Origin of the sequence: Microcoleus sp. Pol11C3, assembly GCF_036701485.1 — a bacterium.
Taxonomy (GTDB): Bacteria; Cyanobacteriota; Cyanobacteriia; order Cyanobacteriales; family Microcoleaceae; genus Microcoleus.
This window is the reverse complement of the sequence record NZ_JAUBQW010000026.1, coordinates 27,908-47,172: the sequence shown is the minus strand read 5'-3', so window position 1 is coordinate 47,172 and position 19,265 is coordinate 27,908. Positions and strand designations below refer to the sequence as shown.

The window sequence follows — 19,265 nt, the reverse complement described above, 5'->3', positions numbered from 1 at the left end:
CCCCACAAGAAAATTGAACTATGAGTGGAACAGGCATCTTGCCTGTTCTCCAAAATGGTGCAAGATGTCAGTGCGATCGAATTTTCGTTTTACCCCCCGGCACACTGTCAGTACAAGTGCCAAATATCAACCTACCATCCCCACCAATGAAACAACCCTCCAAACCCCCCGACTTCATCATCATCGGTGCCCAAAAAGGCGGCACAACCTCTCTGTACAATTACCTAATCCAACATCCCCAAATCCTCCCCGCCGCCGAAAAAGAAATCCATTACTTCGACTTAAACTTCGACAAAAGCCCAGACTGGTACTATGCCCAATTTCCCCAGTCCCAAACAGGCGAAAATCTACTAACCGGAGAAGCCAGCCCCTACTATATCTGTCACCCCCAAGTTCCGCGACGAATCCACGATTTATGCCCGAAAGTTAAAATAATCGCCCTGCTGAGAAACCCAGTAGAACGCGCAATTTCCCACTATTATTACTATATCAAAATAGGCTACGAATCCCTATCATTAGAAAGTGCGATCGCCTCCGAACCCGAAAGACTCCAAGGCGAAATAGAAAAACTCATAGCCAACCCAAACTACTACAGTTACGAACACCAACACCACAGTTATTTAACCCGCGGCATTTACGCCGATCAACTCCCAGCCTGGATGAAACTTTTTCCCAAATCACAACTTTTAATCCTCAAAAGCGAAGACTTGTATACCAATCCCTTCGGCACATACAACAGCGTCTTAAAATTTCTAGAATTGCCGCCGCACCAACTACAAACCTACGAAAAGTACAACGCCACCCAATATCCGCCCATCGGCGAGACAGTATACGACCAATTGAGAACATATTTTCGATCGCACAACCAAAGACTGGCCGAATTGTGCGATCGAGATTTCGGCTGGGACTAAAATATTAAGCAGTGGCCGTAGCATTTGCTTGCAGAGGCTCGATTTCCTCCGGCGTAGCGTGACGGCGCGGATCATTAAAGCTGCGTGCCGCTAGCCAGTTAGGATTTTGGGCCCCCTCGCAACCAATCACGTAAAGCGAAGATTCGTTAAAAGCAGCCCAGAGAGCATCACAAGCCTGTTTATCCATCAGTGAATCTGCGATCGGGCGATCGTGAATTAGAGCAAATAAATCAAACTCATTTCGTTTTGGATTCCACTGATATTGCAAAGTAGGAGCATAACCCATTTCGATCAATTGTACGATCGCGCGATCGGGCGTATATCCGTCCAAATGCACCCGATTGAGATAGATAGACACTTGGACATACTCATCTCTGGCAGGTAGCAGTCGGTAATTCGAGTTAGTCATCATTATTTGTCTCCGTGCAGTAGTAATAAGAGCGGCCTGCAATATCGGGGCGTTTTTCAGCCTTCATTTTTTGCTGAACACATCGTCGCTTAGCATAAAGGTCTTTTTCAATTTTCAGTTTCGCCGGGGGCATAAAAAGGACGGTGAGGAAGCAGTTCGGCTTCTAAATCCTCCCAAGATTTCTCTGGGTTATCTGAATCTCTCAGCATTTGCCCCTCGCGGTTGGTTCGAGGATGCCGTTTATTCGATATAGTCCAATACGGTTCAGATAAGACAGAGCCCCCCTAGCCCCCCTTAAAAAGGGGGGGACAATAAATTGCTCAAAGTCCCCCTTCTTAAGGGGGATTTAGGGGGATCTCCGGGGAATTAGCAGTGTTAACTGAACCGTATTGCGATATAGTCGATCGGTCATCAGTCTGTTTCCTCAGTTTTGGCGATCGTCTTGACGCGCTGGGGCTTTGGGTCTAAAACGGGTTCATTTTCATGTAACCAAGTTTCGATGTACTCCAACAGAACCTCATTCATGCTGAGGCTACGCATGGCGCAAGATGCTTTGAACTTGGCTCTTGTCTCTTCAGGTAGATAAATTTTTACGGACACAGTTTTACTTGGAGTCAAAGTTTCCATATCGCTATATCGATTTGTCTATGTGTCTAGCCTGACACACAGGCGCGCGATCGGATAGGGTCGTTTGTCGATATAAGGACTTATCGTTTTGTCCCTATGTCGATATAGTAACAGACATAGCCAAAAAAACGACAACCGCGCCGAGTTAAACGGCAATGCCGTTTCGCTACATTTTGCAAAAAAATGCTTGACATTCCTACCAGTCTGTGCTAGCTTGTCAAGTAGTATTGTGTTTAATCCACAAATCGCAGCACTTCACCTATGTTCACAACAAGCAGCAATTTTTATTTTTGGTACTGGAGAGTTCGCCCGGAGTGAATTTACAATTCACTGTGAACATCCGGGCGAACCGCAGATTAACACCTGCGGTTTTGTTTTTTCTACTTTTTTCCCCAACAACCAATCGAGTACAAGCGAAAACAGCAATGACATTATTCAGTAACTGGTACTACAGCTTTTATTTTTGGCCCCACAGGAGTTCTGGGTAAATTGTCGCGCTGTCTTTTCGCACCAACCCGGAACTCCTTAAAAGTTTCGGGTTTTTTGTTGTCAACCATCCACTTAAATTTCCAGGAAAATACCCTCATGTTAGAAGCCAAACTCGTCACCAAATCTCATCCCGAACACCAAACAATAGTCAAACTCTCAGAAACAGTCTCAGTCGGTGGCACAGAATTATTAATCATCGGCGGCCCCTGTACCGTCGAAAGTTCCCAACAAATGGAAACAGTCGCCAGCCAACTCTCAGCAGCATCGGTGCAAGCTTTGCGAGGCGGAGTCTACAAACCTCGCACATCTCCCTATGCTTTCCAAGGGATGGGAATTGAGGGACTCAAAATTTTAGCCGATGTCAGCCGGCGTTACGGTTTACCTGTGGTGACAGAGGTAATGTCGATCGCCCAAATCGAGCCAGTTGTCACTTATACTGATATGCTGCAAGTAGGCAGTCGCAATATGCAAAACTTCGAGTTACTAAAGGCGATCGGTCAAGCCGGAAAACCAGTCCTGCTAAAACGCGGCTTGTCAGCCACAATCGAAGAATTTGTGATGGCCGCCGAATACATTCTCAGCCACGGAAATCCTCATGTAGTTCTCTGCGAAAGAGGCATCCGCAGCTTCGACAATTACACGCGAAACGTATTAGATTTAGGTGCAGTCGTAGCGCTGAAACAGTTAACTCATTTGCCAGTAATTGTAGACCCTTCTCACGCTGTCGGCAAGCGAGAATTAGTCGCACCACTCGCCAAAGCAGCGGTTGCTTGCGGTGCAGACGGATTAATTGTTGAGTGTCACCCGCAACCGGAAAAATCGGTTTCTGACGCGCGGCAAGCTCTTTCTTTGGCAGATATGGTAGATTTAGTTGCGAGTTTGCGGCCTGTAGCCGTCGCCGTTGGGCGGTGCATACCCGATACTAAGTCATTAGTCATCAGTCATTAGTCATCAGTCATTAATCTGCGCCGGAAGAGATACTTCTTGTAGCGTCAGAATTTATTCTGGCGCCCTTTTGCTTTGAAAGCGAAATTAGATTAAAATAAAAGCACAATCAATACTGTCATCTACAAGAGTTGGGTTTTATTATGGCACTGGTACTCAAAGTTCCGTCGATCGTCTGTTCTGGCTGCGGTGATACAATTACCAAATCCATCAAAACAGTTGACTCCGATGCTTCTGTCAATGTCGATGTGGCAGCTAAGACTGTTACGGTTGAGGCTCAAGCTTCTGAAGAATCAATTAAACAGGCGGTTGTGGTGACAGGCCACACCATCCAAGGAGAATAATATTAGGCTTCGTCTAAGTGTTCGGCGACTGCTTGGTAAAGTTCAAAAACGTGGCGATCGAGTAAACTATAAAAAACTTGTCTCCCAACCTTGCGGTAACTTACCAACCGCATCGCCCGCAATGCCCGCAACTGATGCGATACTGCTGACTCGCTCATACTCAACGCCGCAGCTAAGTCACACACGCACAGTTCTTGTTTTGCCAAAACCGACAGCAGCCGCAGGCGGTTGGCATCTCCCAAAAGACTGAAAAACTCTGCCATCCGCTGCGCTTTTGCGGTGTTGAGAACTTGTGTTTGGATGTTCCCGGTCCGCAAACAGTCAACTAGGTGCGATGGATCGCACGTTGGTGTATCGTTTTGTTCGCGAGGCTGACGTATCGCTCCATTAACAGCAGAGTTGGGTGACATCTTTTCCCGCCTGGTTTTAATTCTCATTTTCATTTTAGTGCGATCGGCAAACCTTTTGTTACAAAAGTTTTACATTCCCTTGACTTATATCTGAATATGTGTTCAGATATAATTATCAACAAACAAACCACGAGGGAAATCTAAAATGACTACTGCCACCCAAACAAAATGTGCCTGTCCTTCATGTTCGTGCGTTGTCAGCCCCAGCGAAGCCATTGAAAAAGACGGCAAAACATACTGTTCCACTGCTTGCGCTGAGGGCCACCCCAACGGTCAAGGCTGCGGCCACGCCGGCTGCGAGTGCCACAAGTAAATATTCGGCTTCAGAAAAGGTTAATCAACCACTTTAAAATCTATCTAAAGGGAGATGCGAATAGCGCATTTCCCAATTTTTTTGCTTTTAGGTTAAAGAAAAGTTAAAATAAAGCTAACTTAAGGTTAAGACTGCATTAATAGACTAAATACAGAGCGAAAAAGCACAATTGCTACTTACGCAATACAATAGAAGCAAGTTAGCGCCGCGATACTGAGTACAAATAGTGCTATTAACAGCAGAGACCGAACCAAAAGTTGAATACCAAAAGTTTAATTAGGAGGGGGCAATGAAAGAGCGGGAAGATTTTTTACATCCTCGCAATCGCTACTACGGTGATTTCACGCCAGAAAACTTGGCGTTTAATGCCAACTTGCAAGAGTTTGCTCAAAAAATAACTTATATTTGCTCGCTAGAAACAGGGGGGAAAATTAGCGCTGAGAAAGCCTATAAAGATATTAAGATGCTTTGGAAAGACTTAAAATCCTCTAAGAAGCAATTAGGAATTGGCCAAAAACCCCCCAGTACCGAGGAGCCAAATTCACCTTAAATTCCTCGCAGCAAACGCTGCGCTTGCAATCGAAAACCCCTGCGATTGCGAGCGCTGCTTTTTGCTGTGTACCCAATAAATGTAAGGGGTACACGAAGCACCCTAAGAACTCTATGGTTTGGGAGTTGGTATTGCTTCTGTTGCAAAAGGAGTGCAATTGCCGCCCAGGCCAGAAATAATCGCGCAAGTATTATTTTTCAGCATTCCCTGATATGTATCAGCACCAGTGCCGGGGCCGCCCAACTCGTCGCTGTAAAGTTCCTTGTCCGAAATTTTGACATTTGCCTCCCTCGCCACAGTCTCCATCAACTTCGGATTAGTTGTAGTTTCAGCAAAAATTGTCGGCACTCCTGCGGTCTTAATTTCTGAGGACAATTGGGCAATTCTTGCTGCGGTGGGCTGTTCCTCTGTTGTCACACCCTGCAAAGCTCCCGCAATCTCCAAACCGTAAGCATCGGCATAGTAACTCAGAGCATCGTGAGTTGTTACTAACTTGCGTTTGTGGGCTGGAATAGTCGCAATCTGAGATTTTATCCAAGTATCTATTTTTTGCAACTCATCTGTTAAGCTTGCTGCATTTTTTGTATAAAGTTGAGCATTGGTGGGGGAAACTTTAATCAATTCATCCCGAATTGTTTTTACCATACGGATACCATTTTGAGGGTTATGCCAAACGTGAGGGTCAGGGACTTTTTCACCTTCTGCATGGGGTTGGTTTTCCGCTTTATCTTCGCCGTGTTCGTGCTCGTGTTTGCCCATCAGCGGTTTGGGAACGGCGAGTTCGTGTACGGCAATTTTGGGGGCGGAATTACTGCTGAATTGAATTAACTTAATGATGCTGGGTTCGTGGTTGTAGCCGCCGTATAAAATGAGATTTGCTGTTTCAATGGCTTTGCGGTCTTCCGGCTTGGTTTGGTAGGCGTGGGGGTCGTCTCCCGGCTTGATGAGACAGGTGGTGGCGATCGAACTTTGAGCAATTTCTTTAGTTATGTCGCAGATAACGCCAGTCGTAGCGACGACTTTGGGCAAGTTGGCGCCGGGACTCTCTGACACCGGATTGCTGGCGTTCTGTCCTCCACTGCATCCAACCACTCCGCAGCCAATTACCAAAACAGCCGCACCGCACAATCTGCGGGTTTTTCCAGCCCAGTTCGTTAACATTTTTACCTTTGGAACGATAATCGTTATTGCTTTTTCGAGTTATCCTATTCTAGTAGCTACGAACAAGAATCGTTCTCAAAATCTCTAATTATGCTAGAAGTGCAAGACTTGGCTGTCAATTATCGAGGAATTTCGGCCCTCAACAGCGTGAATTTCCATTTAGAATCGGGACAATTAACCGGTGTGTTCGGCCCCAACGGCGCGGGGAAAAGCACGATGGTGAAAGCGATGCTGGGATTGATCCCGGCCTGTCGGGGTTTGGTCAAATATCAGGGGCGGCTGCTGAAAGAACAGTTGTCGCGGGTGGCTTATGTGCCGCAGCGATCGCAAATTGACTGGGATTATCCGATTACGGTGTGGAATGCGGTAATGATGGCGCGAACTGTCCAGACTGGTTGGTTTCGCAGCCCCTCGAAGCAGTCGCAAGAATTGGTGAAAGCTGCTTTGCTGCGGGTGGGAATGTGGGATTTGCGCGATCGACAAATTGGCGAACTGTCTGGCGGACAGCAGCAGCGGATTTTTTTAGCAAGGTCGATCGCCCAACAAGCCGATTTATTCTTCTTCGACGAACCTTTTAACGCGATCGACAAAGCAACAGAAGAAATTATTTTCGATATTTTTGCAGAACTCAAAGCCGAAAATAAAACATTGCTAGTAATCAGCCACGATTTAGGCGAAACTTTAAAACAGTACGACAATTTATTGTTGCTAAATAAGCATTTAATTGCAACTGGCTCCTGCCGAGAAGTTCTCACCGCAGCCAATATTCAAAAAGCCTATGGATACGATTTAAGTTTGGTTTCGGCGTAAGGAAAAAAAGATTTATCTTTAAAATTGATTGTGGCACGGGTATCCTGCCTGTGCAGTTAATTGTGGTTGAAAAAACCCTATTATTAACCTAATTCAATGTTAAATTTTCTAATTGAGCCGCTACAATTCGAGTTCATGCGAAATGCGATCGCCGTCGGCATTTTGCTAGGCATTCTCTGCGCCGTTGTCGGATCGTATTTAATTGTACAGCAAATGGGAATGATGGTTGACATGATTGCCCATTCAGTATTAGCAGGATTGCCGGTAGCTTTTTCTTTAGGTTTCAATATTTCTATAGGCGCGTTTATATCGGGAATTATCAGCGCTGTGATTATGGCGTGGATTCAATCACAATCTCGTTTAAAAATTGATGCTGTAATGGCATTAATTTTATCTACATTCTTAGCAATTAGCGTCACGCTGATTAGCCTGTTGCGGACAACCAAATTAGACTTAGATGGGTTTTTGTTCGGGAATATCTTATCAGTTGCACCTAGTGACGTGCAGCAGACTTTTGTCATAACTTTGATTATTTTGGTGGCGGTTAAACTCCTTTACAAAGAATTGCTCTTTTATACTTTTGATCCGCTGGGGGCGCAAGCGTCCGGTTTGCCTGTAAACTGGATTTATTTGGGGATGATTTCGGCGATTACGCTGACGATTGTTGCGAGTTTGCAAACTGTGGGCGCGCTGTTAGTAATTTCGCTATTAATCGGGCCGGGAATTACGGCGTATTTATTGGTAAAAGAGCTACATTTAATGATGGGATTAGGAGCCATTATTGGGATTACAGCTAGCGTGGCTGGTATGTATCTCAGCTATTATTTGAATATGCCGTCTGGTGCGGCAATTGTATTAGTTGTTTTTGGGCTATTTTTACTGGCTTTGCTGTTCAGTCCCAGTCAAGGAGTTTTGACAAGAAAGAGAGGATAACACTCTTGGACGCATAGCCTCTATCTGTTGTGCGTTTTTTACGCTTACTTACGCAAAAAGTAATTTAACGCCCTACTTATAACAGCTTGCTGAGCCCGAAATCTTTGCCGCCCATAGATTGTGACCAAACCAACAATTCACCTCCACAGCCGCCCGCGACCAGAAACTGGCCTTCGGGATGCCATGCGAGACAGGAAAAACCGCCCTCTGCACCTTCTAGAATTTGCAGCAATTGTTCTGCTTCGTACCACAAACAAACTTGACCGTCTGCGGCGGCGGAAGCTAATAAAAACGTGCTAGGTTGAAAGGCGATCGCATTTACCACTTTTTCATGTACCTCCAACGCCCTACCTTCCCAACCGACACTTTCATCAGTGTCTCTTTCCCAGACAGAAATGCCTTGAGAACTCGAAGCAGCTAACAAAGGTGCACCCAAAGAATTAGTTTTATCCGACCAAGCTAACTCCCGAACTTTCCCCGGAAAACCCTGCATTACCCACGGTTCAAAATTACCCCATTCATTAACAATGAGAGTATTGTCCATATTGCCACAAGCTAAATATTCCCCTTGTGGCGACCAAGAAACTGCACCTGTTGCAGAGGGTACTGATAAAATTTCCGGGTCTTCGTCCCAGTCTTCGCCATGCCAAACTTTGACACCTTGATAGCCGCTAACTGCCAGATATTGAACCATCGGATGCCATGCTAAATCCAGGATAGATGATGAGTCGAAATTCAGCGTTACTTCAACAACATTATCCTCAGCATTCCATACTTGAACGTAGCGGCCCATACTGAAAGCTAACTGGTTGCAGTTGGGACTCCAAGCTAACTTATCAACCCAGACGCGCTGGTTATCCAAATCAGCAATTAATTCCCCAGAATTAACGCGCCAAATTCGCACTTTTCCGTCTTGTCCGCCAGCAGCTAGGAATTGACTGTCGCGGGAAAAAGACAAGCAATCGGCTGATTTACCCGTGGCAGTTTGTAGCGTTTGCAAGGACAATTCATTAACTGCCCCTACTTTCGCCAGCATCACTTCGCCCGCAGCAGAAGAGACTGCTAAAGTTGTGCCATCCGGCGACCAAGTAACAGCAGTTACGTAGTCAGACAGCATTGTTTTGGCATGAATTTCCAGGGTTTGTTCACTTTTATTTGTCTTTTTGTTACCCATATTTATTGAATCAGAGATGTTGCACTATTCTTAAGAACGGGCAAGATGCCCGTTCCACAAGAGATGAAGTTTCTTCTTGTGGAACAGGCATCTTGCCTGTTCCGTTCCACAAAAGATGAATTTTCTTCTTGTGGAACAGGCATCTTGCCCGTTCCTCAAAGGCTGATTAAAAATGCTTCAATATATCAGTTAAACCAGACATTTACGGAAATCCTCTCGCAATTGATTTTCCTTTAAATTGCGACCGATGAATACAAGCTCGTTTTTCGGAGTTTCTGTAGCTTTCCAAGGTCTATCCGGTCGGCAATCAAACACCATGTGTACTCCTTGGAAAACAAACCGCTTGTTGTCTCCGGCGACATTCAAAATGCCTTTTGTCCGAAAGATATTCGGGCCTTGAGTTCGCAACAATTCCTCCATCCAATCGCTAAATTTGTTGCGGTCAATAGCGCCGGATTCTACTATTGCTACTGAGGTAACTGTTTCGTCGTGTTCGTGAGTGTGTTCGCCCAAAAAGTCTGGTTCGATTTCTAAAGCCCGGTTCAAATCAAATGCTTTAACGCCCAACAAAGCATCCATTTCTAATTCAGCGTTGCGGGTGCGGTGAATTTTTGCCATTGCATTCATGGCGCGAATCCGCTTTTCTAATTCGGCCAGTTCTTCCTCAGTTACTAAATCGGTTTTGTTTAGTAAAACTACATCGGCAAAGGCAATTTGTTCTTGAGCTTCGTCTGCGTCCCAGTGCTGCCCGATGTGCTTGGCATCGACTACGGTGAAAACTGCGTCTAGCAGTAATTTGTCCCGCATATCTTCGTCTACAAAAAATGTCTGAATTACGGGTGCTGGGTCGGCTAAACCTGTGGTTTCGATGACTATGTGGTCGAATTTGTCTCGCCGCTTCATCAAGTTACCGATAATCCGAATTAAATCGCCTCGGACTGTACAGCAAATGCAGCCGTTGTTCATCTCGAAAATTTCTTCATCGGCATCAATTATCAGTTGGTTGTCAATGCCTACTTCGCCAAATTCGTTGACGATGACTGCAACTTTTTTGCCGTGTTCCTGTGTTAAAATGCGGTTCAGTAGCGTAGTTTTGCCTGCGCCGAGATAACCCGTGAGAACGGTAACAGGAACTGATTCGATCGCCCCAGCAGTCACCATACTTGACCTCGATTATTTTACAATGATAACCATTATCGCTATTTTACACCAGACTTGCTGGCAGTAGTCACAATATTAAATAATGTTAATAAATTGTTCGTGAGAGCTTCTAGAGGCGAGTGTTACCAATAATATTTGCTGCAATTCAAAATATCGATCAACCCGCCCCCTCAAATTACAATTAATTGTTAATCATAGCTGCAATTCGATCGCGCTCTAACTCTCTACCAATAATCACCAGTTTGGTTTGGCGGAGTTCGGAAGGTTGCCAAGGACGATCGTAAAAATATTCTATGCGTGATCCGACACCTTGCAACACCATCCTCATCGGTTTCTTGGGAACCGCCACAAACCCTTTAATCCGATAGATTTCCTCCTGCTGCATCAAGGATTGCAGCTTTTTCACCAAAGCTTCAGGTTCAAATTCGCGATCGGCAATAAAGAAAGTCGAGTTAATATCATCATCGTGTTCGTGTTCCTCCTCAGTGTCATGGTGACTCGGGCGAGACTCCAAATCATCCTCAACCGCCGCATTAAATCCCAACAGCACATCAGGGTTAATTTCGCCACCTTTGCAGGGCACAATTTTCACACTCGGACGTAACTCTTGCTGCAACCAGCTTTGGACTTTCTGGTGAGTTTCCGCATCTACGCGATCGACCTTCGTTAAAAGTACCATATCGGCACAGGCTAACTGATCTTCAAACAATTCCTCGATCGGAGTTTCGTGGTCTAAACTAGAATCAGCCTGCCGCTGGGCCATCAAAGCATCGATATCACCGACAAAAGAACCGCTAGCAATAGCTTCGCAATCGACAACAGCAACAACACCGTCTACAGTAGCACCGGTGCGAATTTCCGGCCAGCGAAAAGCTTGAATTAAAGGTTTAGGAAGTGCGAGACCAGAAGTCTCTATTAAGATACAATCAATTTGTTCTCTACGCTTCAACAATTCCTGCATAGTCGGCAAGAATTCCTCTTGAACAGTGCAGCAAAGACAACCATTTGTTAGTTCAACAATATTGCTGCTTACATTTTCTTCTTCGTCGCAAACTTGGCAATCGCGCAGCAGTTCTCCGTCAATTCCGATTTCGCCAAATTCGTTAACCAGAACAGCAATGCGGCGACCTTGATTATTTTGCAATAAGTGGCGAATTAAGGTAGTTTTGCCGCTACCCAGAAAACCAGTGATGACAGTAACAGGAATTTTGTGCATTGATAATTTTGTGCTTATTTGGTGATGGGATATCTTCCAGGCTCTGCCTGGGAATACTAATCTAGAGGATCTGCCTCGCTGGAATAAAGGAGCGCTTTTAATACCAAGCAGAGCCTCTGCGTATGCGTTACCAGGCAAAGCCTAGGAACGAGAAGGAAAAAACTAAAGTCCTTACTACAAACCTATCTAATTTCCCAGTGGTGGAATCTTCGCCAAAACGCCTTTTTTCAAAGCTTGAGGACGCTCAGACCAAGGCAACAAACCATCCGGTTTAGCATAGTATTGACCCGCGCATTCGAGAACCGCTTCGACGCTTTCCGACTCATTTGCAGGTAAATCACCAAACAGATAAGTGTACTTTCCCACAGCCGCAAAAGACACCGCACAAGAGTGACTGCAAGCACTCATGCACTCAACTTCTTGAATCTCAAATTTATCAGAAAACTCCCAATTTTTAGCGAGTTGCGACAAATTTTCCATAAATTGTTGGCCGCCGCTTTTACCTTCGCGCTTGCCGTTTTTCCAAACACTAGCGCAAGCAGTGCAAACAAATAGACTGTGCTTTGTGCGTACAGCCGCATTAATTCCATCCATCATCCGTACCTCGCAGATGCGTTCAAAAGTGAGTTAGATATCGGCGGGCATTCTGACTTGAGAAACCACAAGGGTTTCATTACAGTTGCGGGACAGCGCCGGACTTGCACCGAACTTTCCCCGTTTCCTCTAACGGCTGCTCCCCGCTAGAACCGATCGCGAATTCAAATCTTACCACACTTGCCGCCCTTTCCCTAAAAAGTTATCTTGGTAAGAGCGCTTTTTAATATCTACCCACATAAATTAACCCCGTTCGTAGTAAGGACTTTAGTCCTTCTTAAATAACGGTTAAAGGACTGAAGTCCGAACGATCAAACCTTATGAACGCTTTTCCCGACTTTTCCACACATGGCTATCAAGTATCCCGCGAACTCGGATACAACAGTTTGGGCGGCCGCGTCACCTATCTCGCCACAAAAATTAACACAACAAACTCTGTTGTCATCAAGCAATTTCAATTCGCCCAATTAGGTGCTAGCTGGGCGGAATACGAAGCTTACGAACAAGAAATCAAAGTGCTGGAAAGTTTGGATTTTCCAGGTATCCCCCGCTATTTCGATGCTTTCGGGACTGACAGCGGATTTTGCATGGTGCAGGAGTACAAAAATGCTGAAAGTGCGATCGCCCGGACTTTCTCGCCGCCGGATATTAAACAAATTGCGATCGCCACTTTAGAAATTCTAGCTTACCTGCAATCCCAGAAACCGCCCGTAATCCACCGCGACATCAAACCGGAAAACTTGTTAATCGATGACGAGTTAAATGTTTACCTAGTAGACTTCGGTTTTGCCCGCTTAGGAGGCGGAAACATCGCCGCCAGCAGCGTAGTCAAAGGCACGATGGGATTCATGCCACCAGAGCAAATGTTTAACCGGGTATTAACACAAGCATCCGACCTTTACGGCTTAGGGGCGACGCTGATTTGCTTATTGACTGGTACAAAATCTGTGGATATCGGCAACTTGATCGATGATAATTATAGCATTCATTTCCGGCATTTAGTTCCACCATTGCCGCAGGGTTGGATGAACTGGCTGGAGAGGATGGTAGCACCGAGATTGCAAGACCGATACAAGTCAGCCGCTGATGCTTTAGCTGTTCTTCAATCTCTGGATGTTAGCTGTTTGCCGAAAGTGAGAAGTAATCGCGATCGGCTAAATAGTATTGCTACGGACTATAGAGAAATATTAACACAATCCCTCGTAATCAGCAACCCAATTCCAGATACAATACTTTGCGGCAGATGGGAAGTCGCACCACATCCGAGTGACCCGCCGCACACACCTTACGACCACCCTTGGATCTCCTTTGAACCGCAGAATTTTGAAAACAATGAGGTTGATTGCCAAATCATAATTGATACTGGTAAATTATTGGCTGATAAAATTTACAACCGTCAGCTTGTATTGCACGCAAATTCTGAGCCTGATACTTATACAATAGAATTGCAAGTCACAACATCTCCCCTACCCATACCCCAAAATACTACTTTATTAGCTAAGGGAAGGCTGAATTTTATGTGCTGCTTTGTATTAGCAGGTTTTCTGTTGAACATGATTGCACATCTCTATTTAACCGACTACAACTATTTGACTGCTCTCGGTATTTTTTCCACTGCATTATATGGACTTGCTATGGCTGAAATCACAATCATGGCAAAATCAAATAGACTTAAGTCTAATTATTGGTTTGGAGCGTTACATAGATGGTTGACTGGATTAATTTTATATATTTTGACCGTCGTTATTTTAGTCATGTTTAACTTAATAATCTTTGACGATAATACAAGATATCAATTATTAGGTGCATTTATTGTAATAATGATTGCTCCGATCTTAACTTTATTTGGACATTTTTTGGGAAATATGAATAGACCTGTAAGTATTTTATTTCGCTTTTTATTGTCATCTGCATTATGTTGTGTATCCTATAGTTTTCTGGAATTAATATTTGGTGGAATTGATATAAAAATCCTAGGTTTTATTTTCCTTGCTCCTCTTTTTTACCTAACTGCTAATTCGGTAGTTTACAATCTAATTTCAGAGCTGACGACCCAAAAATATATTAAAGTAGATGCTACCAATATAGCCTTTATCACTGCCGGATTTGGTACTAGCTTAGGAGTAGTATTGCCAGTATTTTTAAATTTTTACACTCAACTAGAATGGGTTGAGCCAATGGAAATGGTAGCTTTAGGAGGAGTGACTATCGTCTTTCTATCAGTTACTGCTATTCCATTACTTGAACTGATTGTTTTTCGACCCAGAAGAATTCTTGCCAACTATCGAAAATTAGAACCAAATTTAATTAAGCCGTAACCAATTGTTCGGTGATATTGCACTCTTTTTAAGGAGTGAAGTCCTTAGTACGAAACCTATGAATGATTTTCCTGATTTTTCCAACTATGGCTATCAAGTAACTCGCGAACTCGGACACAACCGCGCGGGCGGTAGAGTTACTTATCTTGCTACCGAAATTAATACTAAACGTTCCGTTGTTGTCAAACAATTTCAATTTGCCCAGACTGGCGCTAATTGGGCGGAATATCAAGCTTATGAAAAAGAAATTCAGATTCTGCGAGAACTAGATAACCCCAATATTCCCCGCTATTTAGACTCCTTCCAAACTGCATCGGGTTTCTGCATGGTACAGGAATACAAAGATGCTAATTCCCTCGCTACTTCGCGCCAGCAAACACCGCAGCGAACCAAGCAAATTGCTATCTCTGTTTTAGAAATACTCAAATACTTGCAAAACCGCGTTCCGCCAGTGATTCACAGAGATTTAAAACCGGAAAATATCTTGGTGGACGATCGCCTAAATGTCAGCCTTGTCGATTTCGGATTTGCTAGAATTGGTGGGGGAGAAGTAGCAGCCAGCAGCGTTGTCAAAGGAACTTTGGGCTTTATGCCACCCGAACAAATGTTCAACCGCCAGCTAACAGTCGCATCCGATTTATACAGCCTAGGCGCCACGCTAATTTGCTTGCTAATCGGCATCAATTCTACCGAAGTTGGCAGCTTGATGGACGACACGGGGCGGATTAATTTTAAACATCGCTTACTGCAGCTAACTCCAGAATTTCTTGACTGGCTGCAAAAAATGGTGGAACCCAATTTTAAACACCGCTATGCTTCAGCAGATGCGGCCCTAAATGCCTTGATTCCCCTAGAGATAGTTCGCCAGCCTAAAAAGTCAAACATTGCACTGATATCAGTGGGATTATTGACAGTAATCCTTGGTATTTTTATCCCATTTTTCATGAAATCTCTTCAACCTCAAAAAGTAGTTAAACTCAAACAGAAGTTAAAACCTCAGACTCAAGTGATGTTCACTACCCAGCTAGAAGAATCTCAAAATGTTAAAGATTTTGTGTTGGTGAAACAACAACAGAAAGTCTATTTTGTTGTAAGCTTTACCAAGTTGCCCTCCCGAGAATATGAAGGTGTTTGTAAGGTATTTGACTCTCAAGGAAAATTGGCAGCCCAGGGTGAATCTTATTTAACAACAACGGCAGATAGACTAAATACTTGGTGCTGGTACAACTTTAAATATGATGACAAGCCTGGGAATTGGCAGTTTGAATTTTATTTAGACGGTCAAAGAGTGGTGCAAAATAGTTTAAAGGTATTACCTTAAGATAGTTGTACCGGGCGGGCAGTGAATTGTTTTGCCGTCAAGAGTTGGCGGAATCAGAGTTAATCCATCACCTTTGCTTTCGCAGATGGCCGAAATTGTTATTAGTTGATTGCTGCTAACATCTTTTTTGAATTTGAAAGCAAATACTGCTCCTGTGTATGATTGGCCGCCACTGCTTTCAGGTCGGGCAATCACGATCGCGCTTTCAAATTGTGCTGGTTCGCGTTTATTGTACGAGGTTTGAACTGGGCCCATTGATGACAGGATTGTGTAATTATAGGTGTTATTTATTTTTTCTTGAGCTCTGACTCCCAACTTGTCAAGGGAATCACTAAATTTGTTATTTTCTGCATAGTAAGCTTGCTGCCTTTCATTAATCGAAGCAATATATTTTTGTACTTCTGTCGCAACATTAGATTGTTTGGATTCTGAAGATTTCACACTGTTTGACATTACATTTGATTTGACAATAGTGTTGAGTTTGAAATCGTAAAAAGACGATATTATGCCAGCTAAAAAAACGCTATAAATCAAAGTACGTAACAGCCAACTTGATAGTGAAAAGCTGGATGTTTTACTTTTTTTAGCTATATCTGTTGACATTTTTTTAAGTTCTCATAAGGTACACCTGCTAAGTATGTAAGGTACGCAGCGCGCACCCTACAAACTACAAATTAAGCTGTTTCGTGCTGTTTGCGCCATGCGGGATGCCACAGCAATTCGGCAGTCGATCGCTTCTCGACCATTTCAGGAGTAATCATACAGTTAGCCACATCCTTGCGAGAAGGCAACTCGTACATCACATCCAGCATTAACTCTTCTAAAATGCTGCGGAGAGCTCTCGCGCCAGTTTTGCGACGATAGGCCTCCTGGGCGATCGCCCGTAGCGCTTCCGGCTGGAATTCCAATTCCACGCTGTCCATCTTCAACAGCTTTTGATACTGCTTCACCAGCGCATTCCGGGGCTCAGTCAATATCTGCATCAAAGCTGCTTCATCCAGCGGCGAAATCACCGTCACCACCGGTATCCGCCCGACAAACTCAGGGATCAAACCAAACTTAACTAAATCGTCAGGCTGTACCTGCTGCAAAATATCAGCGGCGCGCTTGTCTTTCGCCGGCAAAGTCGAGTTGCTGTCAGTTTCTGTTGGCTGAATAAAGCCCAAAGATTTTTTACCCAAACGCTGTTCAACTATTTTTTCCAAACCGACAAAAGCACCGCCACAAATAAATAGAATTTTGCTAGTGTCAACTTGAATAAAATCTTGGTAAGGATGTTTGCGGCCGCCTTGCGGGGGAACATTAACCACCGTTCCTTCCAACATTTTTAGCAGCGCTTGCTGCACTCCTTCTCCCGATACATCCCTGGTGATCGAAGTGTTTTCGCTTTTGCGAGCAATCTTGTCAATTTCATCAATATAAATAATGCCACGCTGTGCCGATTCGACATCAAAATCCGACATTTGCAACAGCCGCAGCAAAATATTTTCTACATCGTCGCCGACATATCCAGCTTCTGTCAGCGTCGTTGCATCGGCTACCGCAAACGGCACTTCCAGCATTTGCGCCAAACTTTGCGCTAACAAAGTTTTGCCACAACCTGTGGGCCCGACTAGCAGGATGTTGGATTTTTGCAATTCTACATCGCTGTCAGGGGAAGACTTGTCGCTATCTTTAGCTTGGTCAACGCTCAAGCGCTTGTAGTGGTTGTAAACTGCTACAGAAAGGACTTTTTTTGCTGAATGCTGACCGATGACGTGGTTGTCTAAATGCTGCTTAATATCTGTCGGTTTCGGAATTTGAGCTAAAACGATTTTCGATTTGTTCGATCGACCCGGGCGCCGCGTTCCTTGTCCCTGAGACTCTCGCACCTCTGATTGGGGAATCTGTTGACCAATTGTTTTACTGGAGTCAAAGAACTCCTCCTCTAAAATTTCATTGCACAGTTCCACGCATTCATCGCAAATGTAGACCCCGGGCCCAGCTATTAACTTGCGGACGTACTCTTGCGACTTGCCGCAAAAAGAGCATCTCAGATGGGAGTCATATTTTGACATATTTGCCTCTTACTTTACGGTTGCGGTTGCTTGTTTCGACTGAGGAAGTTGCAGGGGGAGCGACCTTAGCTTTGCCCTAGAAGGGTTTCCCGATCGGACACCCAAGCCAGTCAAGCTTCGCGATCTCTATTTCTAAGTTAACACTTTTGAGGCTTTAGTCATTAGTCATTAGTCATTCGAGCAAATTTTAATTTTTAATTCTCACTTAAAAGTAAAGCCACACGGGCTTACCATTTTTTGTATTCCAAAAATTTTCCCGACATAATTATTTTCACTCGATCGCCTTTTGGGTCTGCTTCTTTCTCGACATCCAAAGTAAAGTCGATCGCGCTCATAATCCCGTCACCAAATTTTTCGTGAATCACTGCTTTGAGTGGCATCCCGTAAACTTGCAAAATTTCATAGAAACGATAAATCAGGGGGTCAACTGGAACAGAGGCCTCCAAAGAACCTTTTAACGCAGGTTCACAGAGAACCGCAGTCGTCTCGCTATCTAGTCCCAAAGCCGAGACAATTTTCTCGGCTTCATCTTCTGATGCGGTAGCTTGACGGTAAATAACCGCCGCAATCCAAACTTCGTCGCGCCCCAAAACTTTTTCCAAATCTGCAAAACTAATTCCCTTAGCTTTTTTAGCCGCCAAAAGCTTTTCTGTAATTCCTGAAATTGCCATTAAATATTCTCCCCTTCACTTCTGTGTCAGATGTGAAATATGTCTCACATTTTGGTGATTTTGTCAATACTAACTTTAGAAAAAAAATCGAATTGATAGCTCGGAACTTCAGCAAAAGTTGGTCTCGTTAACCCCCGCAACTCCTACAATTTGAGATTTGAGATGTTAGATTCGCAATGACTGATGACTACCAGGGTTGAGAGCTAGTCAACAGTTGCATTCTTTTTTCCAACTGGTATCACAACTGGTAAATCCTAAAATAACTCATAACTGCCTTGTGGCAATGGTACAGTTGGCAGTATATGTAATAAAAGTTACACGCGCAAAGGCATTGGGCATTCGGCAAACGGCTGAATTTTGATCGTGCCAGCCTGAAGCTCAATCCTCGCTCACGCAGCCAAAGCCCCTTTACCACTCAAAACCGGCAACTGACAAAAGTATGGAGATTCAGACCAAAGATTACACGATCCAGTACGATCGCGATACCCAAACAGTCACCTGTAGCGGCTCGTTCCGACTCAGCCAGGTGGAAGAATACGCGCCGATCGTCGATCTGCTCAACGAAGTGGCTGACTCCTGCCCAAACACGGTGACTCTAGACTTGCGAAAGCTAGAATTTTTAAATAGTTCAGGAATTAATATTGTCTCAAAATTTGTGATCAGAGTGCGCCAGCAAAAAAATATTCAAATCGCCATCAAAGGTTCTAAACAGATCCCCTGGCAGATAAAATCCCTGAAAAACTTGCAGAGGCTGATGCCTTCCTTGCACTTAGAATTGGAATAGTAGAGAAAAAGGTAAAGATGAGCCCCATGCTAAGTCCGGGAACGAGGATCAGGGTGGCTCAAGTTAA

At 44.4% G+C, this 19,265-nt stretch carries 23 protein-coding genes and 1 riboswitch; of the genes, 10 read left to right on the top strand and 13 right to left on the bottom strand.

Features of this window, described 5'->3' with window-relative positions:
* Window positions 1-20 precede the first annotated feature (20 nt).
* Window positions 21-911, top strand: a complete 891-nt coding sequence (locus QUA40_RS09120; protein WP_333124260.1) for a sulfotransferase domain-containing protein — start codon at window positions 21-23, stop codon at window positions 909-911.
* Between the two features lie 4 nt (window positions 912-915).
* On the opposite strand, the gene QUA40_RS09115 is transcribed toward QUA40_RS09120, so the two are convergent.
* The 3 genes from QUA40_RS09115 to QUA40_RS09105 form a co-directional block, all read right to left on the bottom strand.
* Window positions 916-1,323, bottom strand: a complete 408-nt coding sequence (locus tag QUA40_RS09115; protein ID WP_333124258.1) for a hypothetical protein — start codon at window positions 1,321-1,323, stop codon at window positions 916-918.
* Window positions 1,324-1,731: 408 nt separating this feature from the next.
* The gene (locus QUA40_RS09110; RefSeq protein WP_333124255.1) at window positions 1,732-1,920 is read right to left on the bottom strand and encodes a plasmid partition protein ParG; all 189 of its coding nucleotides are present in this window, start codon (window positions 1,918-1,920) and stop codon (window positions 1,732-1,734) included.
* 458 nt (window positions 1,921-2,378) lie between these two features.
* Window positions 2,379-2,504 (bottom strand): hypothetical protein, encoded by a 126-nt coding sequence (locus QUA40_RS09105; RefSeq protein ID WP_333124252.1) that lies wholly within the window; start codon window positions 2,502-2,504, stop codon window positions 2,379-2,381.
* Window positions 2,505-2,532: 28 nt separating this feature from the next.
* On the opposite strand from QUA40_RS09105, the gene aroF reads away from it, so the two are divergent.
* Together aroF and QUA40_RS09095 are read left to right on the top strand one after the other, a co-directional pair.
* Entirely contained in the window at window positions 2,533-3,384 is an 852-nt protein-coding gene (aroF, locus tag QUA40_RS09100; RefSeq protein ID WP_333124249.1) for a 3-deoxy-7-phosphoheptulonate synthase, read from the top strand.
* A gap of 140 nt (window positions 3,385-3,524) precedes the next feature.
* Window positions 3,525-3,725 carry a heavy-metal-associated domain-containing protein gene (locus tag QUA40_RS09095; protein WP_333067593.1) on the top strand — a complete coding sequence of 67 codons (201 nt, stop codon included), beginning with the start codon at window positions 3,525-3,527 and terminating at the stop codon, window positions 3,723-3,725.
* A gap of 2 nt (window positions 3,726-3,727) precedes the next feature.
* On the opposite strand, the gene QUA40_RS09090 is transcribed toward QUA40_RS09095, so the two are convergent.
* Entirely contained in the window at window positions 3,728-4,135 is a 408-nt protein-coding gene (locus tag QUA40_RS09090; RefSeq protein WP_333124246.1) for a metalloregulator ArsR/SmtB family transcription factor, read from the bottom strand.
* 145 nt (window positions 4,136-4,280) lie between these two features.
* On the opposite strand from QUA40_RS09090, the gene QUA40_RS09085 reads away from it, so the two are divergent.
* Both QUA40_RS09085 and QUA40_RS09080 read left to right on the top strand, forming a co-directional pair.
* Entirely contained in the window at window positions 4,281-4,448 is a 168-nt protein-coding gene (locus QUA40_RS09085) for a metallothionein (RefSeq protein WP_333124244.1), read from the top strand.
* 289 nt (window positions 4,449-4,737) lie between these two features.
* A complete protein-coding gene (locus QUA40_RS09080) occupies window positions 4,738-4,998 on the top strand; it encodes a DUF7219 family protein (protein WP_333037090.1) in 261 nt (86 codons plus the stop codon).
* A 111-nt stretch (window positions 4,999-5,109) separates the two neighbouring features.
* Here the strand turns inward: QUA40_RS09080 and QUA40_RS09075 are convergent, their stop codons facing one another.
* Window positions 5,110-6,159, bottom strand: coding sequence for a metal ABC transporter solute-binding protein, Zn/Mn family (locus QUA40_RS09075; RefSeq protein WP_333124240.1), 1,050 nt, complete (start codon window positions 6,157-6,159; stop codon window positions 5,110-5,112).
* A 90-nt stretch (window positions 6,160-6,249) separates the two neighbouring features.
* Here QUA40_RS09075 and QUA40_RS09070 point away from each other — a divergent pair, with 90 nt between their 5' ends.
* Together QUA40_RS09070 and QUA40_RS09065 are read left to right on the top strand one after the other, a co-directional pair.
* The gene (locus QUA40_RS09070; RefSeq protein ID WP_333124237.1) at window positions 6,250-6,969 is read left to right on the top strand and encodes a metal ABC transporter ATP-binding protein; all 720 of its coding nucleotides are present in this window, start codon (window positions 6,250-6,252) and stop codon (window positions 6,967-6,969) included.
* Window positions 6,970-7,065: 96 nt separating this feature from the next.
* A complete protein-coding gene (locus QUA40_RS09065; protein WP_333124235.1) occupies window positions 7,066-7,902 on the top strand; it encodes a metal ABC transporter permease in 837 nt (278 codons plus the stop codon).
* A 76-nt stretch (window positions 7,903-7,978) separates the two neighbouring features.
* Here QUA40_RS09065 and QUA40_RS09060 read toward each other — a convergent pair whose 3' ends face one another.
* The 5 genes from QUA40_RS09060 to QUA40_RS09040 form a co-directional block, all read right to left on the bottom strand.
* Window positions 7,979-9,076 (bottom strand): WD40 repeat domain-containing protein, encoded by a 1,098-nt coding sequence (locus QUA40_RS09060; protein ID WP_333124233.1) that lies wholly within the window; start codon window positions 9,074-9,076, stop codon window positions 7,979-7,981.
* 2 nt (window positions 9,077-9,078) lie between these two features.
* Window positions 9,079-9,219 (bottom strand): hypothetical protein, encoded by a 141-nt coding sequence (locus QUA40_RS09055; RefSeq protein WP_333124231.1) that lies wholly within the window; start codon window positions 9,217-9,219, stop codon window positions 9,079-9,081.
* Between the two features lie 46 nt (window positions 9,220-9,265).
* A complete protein-coding gene (locus QUA40_RS09050) occupies window positions 9,266-10,237 on the bottom strand; it encodes a GTP-binding protein (RefSeq protein ID WP_333124228.1) in 972 nt (323 codons plus the stop codon).
* A 181-nt stretch (window positions 10,238-10,418) separates the two neighbouring features.
* Window positions 10,419-11,453 (bottom strand): cobalamin biosynthesis protein CobW, encoded by a 1,035-nt coding sequence (cobW, locus tag QUA40_RS09045; RefSeq protein WP_333124226.1) that lies wholly within the window; start codon window positions 11,451-11,453, stop codon window positions 10,419-10,421.
* Between the two features lie 186 nt (window positions 11,454-11,639).
* Window positions 11,640-12,050: a DUF1636 domain-containing protein gene (locus tag QUA40_RS09040; protein WP_333124223.1), complete on the bottom strand. Its 411-nt coding sequence runs from the start codon at window positions 12,048-12,050 to the stop codon at window positions 11,640-11,642.
* 22 nt (window positions 12,051-12,072) lie between these two features.
* A riboswitch (cobalamin riboswitch) is annotated at window positions 12,073-12,219 on the bottom strand.
* 148 nt (window positions 12,220-12,367) lie between these two features.
* On the opposite strand from QUA40_RS09040, the gene QUA40_RS09035 reads away from it, so the two are divergent.
* Window positions 12,368-14,365, top strand: coding sequence for a serine/threonine-protein kinase (locus QUA40_RS09035; RefSeq protein ID WP_333124221.1), 1,998 nt, complete (start codon window positions 12,368-12,370; stop codon window positions 14,363-14,365).
* A 58-nt stretch (window positions 14,366-14,423) separates the two neighbouring features.
* Window positions 14,424-15,686: a serine/threonine-protein kinase gene (locus QUA40_RS09030; RefSeq protein WP_333124217.1), complete on the top strand. Its 1,263-nt coding sequence runs from the start codon at window positions 14,424-14,426 to the stop codon at window positions 15,684-15,686.
* Here QUA40_RS09030 and QUA40_RS09025 read toward each other — a convergent pair.
* The 3 genes from QUA40_RS09025 to cynS all read right to left on the bottom strand — a co-directional run bounded on the left by QUA40_RS09025 (window position 15,678) and on the right by cynS (window position 18,414).
* Complete coding sequence (locus QUA40_RS09025) at window positions 15,678-16,127, bottom strand: type IV pilin-like G/H family protein (protein ID WP_333124214.1); 450 nt, start codon at window positions 16,125-16,127, stop codon at window positions 15,678-15,680. The genes QUA40_RS09030 and QUA40_RS09025 overlap by 9 nt on opposite strands.
* A 233-nt stretch (window positions 16,128-16,360) precedes the next feature.
* The gene (clpX, locus tag QUA40_RS09020) at window positions 16,361-17,743 is read right to left on the bottom strand and encodes an ATP-dependent protease ATP-binding subunit ClpX (RefSeq protein WP_333124211.1); all 1,383 of its coding nucleotides are present in this window, start codon (window positions 17,741-17,743) and stop codon (window positions 16,361-16,363) included.
* Window positions 17,744-17,970: 227 nt separating this feature from the next.
* The gene (cynS, locus tag QUA40_RS09015; protein WP_333124208.1) at window positions 17,971-18,414 is read right to left on the bottom strand and encodes a cyanase; all 444 of its coding nucleotides are present in this window, start codon (window positions 18,412-18,414) and stop codon (window positions 17,971-17,973) included.
* Window positions 18,415-18,853: 439 nt separating this feature from the next.
* Between cynS and QUA40_RS09010 the strand changes: the two genes are divergently transcribed.
* The gene (locus QUA40_RS09010; protein ID WP_333124205.1) at window positions 18,854-19,198 is read left to right on the top strand and encodes a slr1659 superfamily regulator; all 345 of its coding nucleotides are present in this window, start codon (window positions 18,854-18,856) and stop codon (window positions 19,196-19,198) included.
* The last annotated feature ends 67 nt before the right edge of the window (window positions 19,199-19,265 follow it).

Excerpts from the sequence above, each read along its gene's own strand:
- QUA40_RS09070 (WP_333124237.1), top strand. The coding sequence starts at position 6,250 with ATGCTAGAAGTGCAAGACTTGGCTGTCAATTATCGAGGAATTTCGGCC.
- clpX (WP_333124211.1), bottom strand. The coding sequence starts at position 17,743 with ATGTCAAAATATGACTCCCATCTGAGATGCTCTTTTTGCGGCAAGTCG.
- cobW (WP_333124226.1), bottom strand. The coding sequence starts at position 11,453 with ATGCACAAAATTCCTGTTACTGTCATCACTGGTTTTCTGGGTAGCGGC.
- QUA40_RS09010 (WP_333124205.1), top strand. The coding sequence starts at position 18,854 with ATGGAGATTCAGACCAAAGATTACACGATCCAGTACGATCGCGATACC.
- QUA40_RS09065 (WP_333124235.1), top strand. The coding sequence starts at position 7,066 with ATGTTAAATTTTCTAATTGAGCCGCTACAATTCGAGTTCATGCGAAAT.
- QUA40_RS09080 (WP_333037090.1), top strand. The coding sequence starts at position 4,738 with ATGAAAGAGCGGGAAGATTTTTTACATCCTCGCAATCGCTACTACGGT.
- QUA40_RS09055 (WP_333124231.1), bottom strand. The coding sequence starts at position 9,219 with ATGCCTGTTCCACAAGAAGAAAATTCATCTTTTGTGGAACGGAACAGG.
- QUA40_RS09075 (WP_333124240.1), bottom strand. The coding sequence starts at position 6,159 with ATGTTAACGAACTGGGCTGGAAAAACCCGCAGATTGTGCGGTGCGGCT.
- QUA40_RS09115 (WP_333124258.1), bottom strand. The coding sequence starts at position 1,323 with ATGATGACTAACTCGAATTACCGACTGCTACCTGCCAGAGATGAGTAT.
- cynS (WP_333124208.1), bottom strand. The coding sequence starts at position 18,414 with ATGGCAATTTCAGGAATTACAGAAAAGCTTTTGGCGGCTAAAAAAGCT.
- QUA40_RS09060 (WP_333124233.1), bottom strand. The coding sequence starts at position 9,076 with ATGGGTAACAAAAAGACAAATAAAAGTGAACAAACCCTGGAAATTCAT.
- QUA40_RS09090 (WP_333124246.1), bottom strand. The coding sequence starts at position 4,135 with ATGTCACCCAACTCTGCTGTTAATGGAGCGATACGTCAGCCTCGCGAA.
- QUA40_RS09105 (WP_333124252.1), bottom strand. The coding sequence starts at position 2,504 with ATGGTTGACAACAAAAAACCCGAAACTTTTAAGGAGTTCCGGGTTGGT.
- QUA40_RS09030 (WP_333124217.1), top strand. The coding sequence starts at position 14,424 with ATGAATGATTTTCCTGATTTTTCCAACTATGGCTATCAAGTAACTCGC.
- QUA40_RS09040 (WP_333124223.1), bottom strand. The coding sequence starts at position 12,050 with ATGATGGATGGAATTAATGCGGCTGTACGCACAAAGCACAGTCTATTT.
- QUA40_RS09035 (WP_333124221.1), top strand. The coding sequence starts at position 12,368 with ATGAACGCTTTTCCCGACTTTTCCACACATGGCTATCAAGTATCCCGC.
- QUA40_RS09050 (WP_333124228.1), bottom strand. The coding sequence starts at position 10,237 with ATGGTGACTGCTGGGGCGATCGAATCAGTTCCTGTTACCGTTCTCACG.
- aroF (WP_333124249.1), top strand. The coding sequence starts at position 2,533 with ATGTTAGAAGCCAAACTCGTCACCAAATCTCATCCCGAACACCAAACA.
- QUA40_RS09120 (WP_333124260.1), top strand. The coding sequence starts at position 21 with ATGAGTGGAACAGGCATCTTGCCTGTTCTCCAAAATGGTGCAAGATGT.
- QUA40_RS09085 (WP_333124244.1), top strand. The coding sequence starts at position 4,281 with ATGACTACTGCCACCCAAACAAAATGTGCCTGTCCTTCATGTTCGTGC.
- QUA40_RS09095 (WP_333067593.1), top strand. The coding sequence starts at position 3,525 with ATGGCACTGGTACTCAAAGTTCCGTCGATCGTCTGTTCTGGCTGCGGT.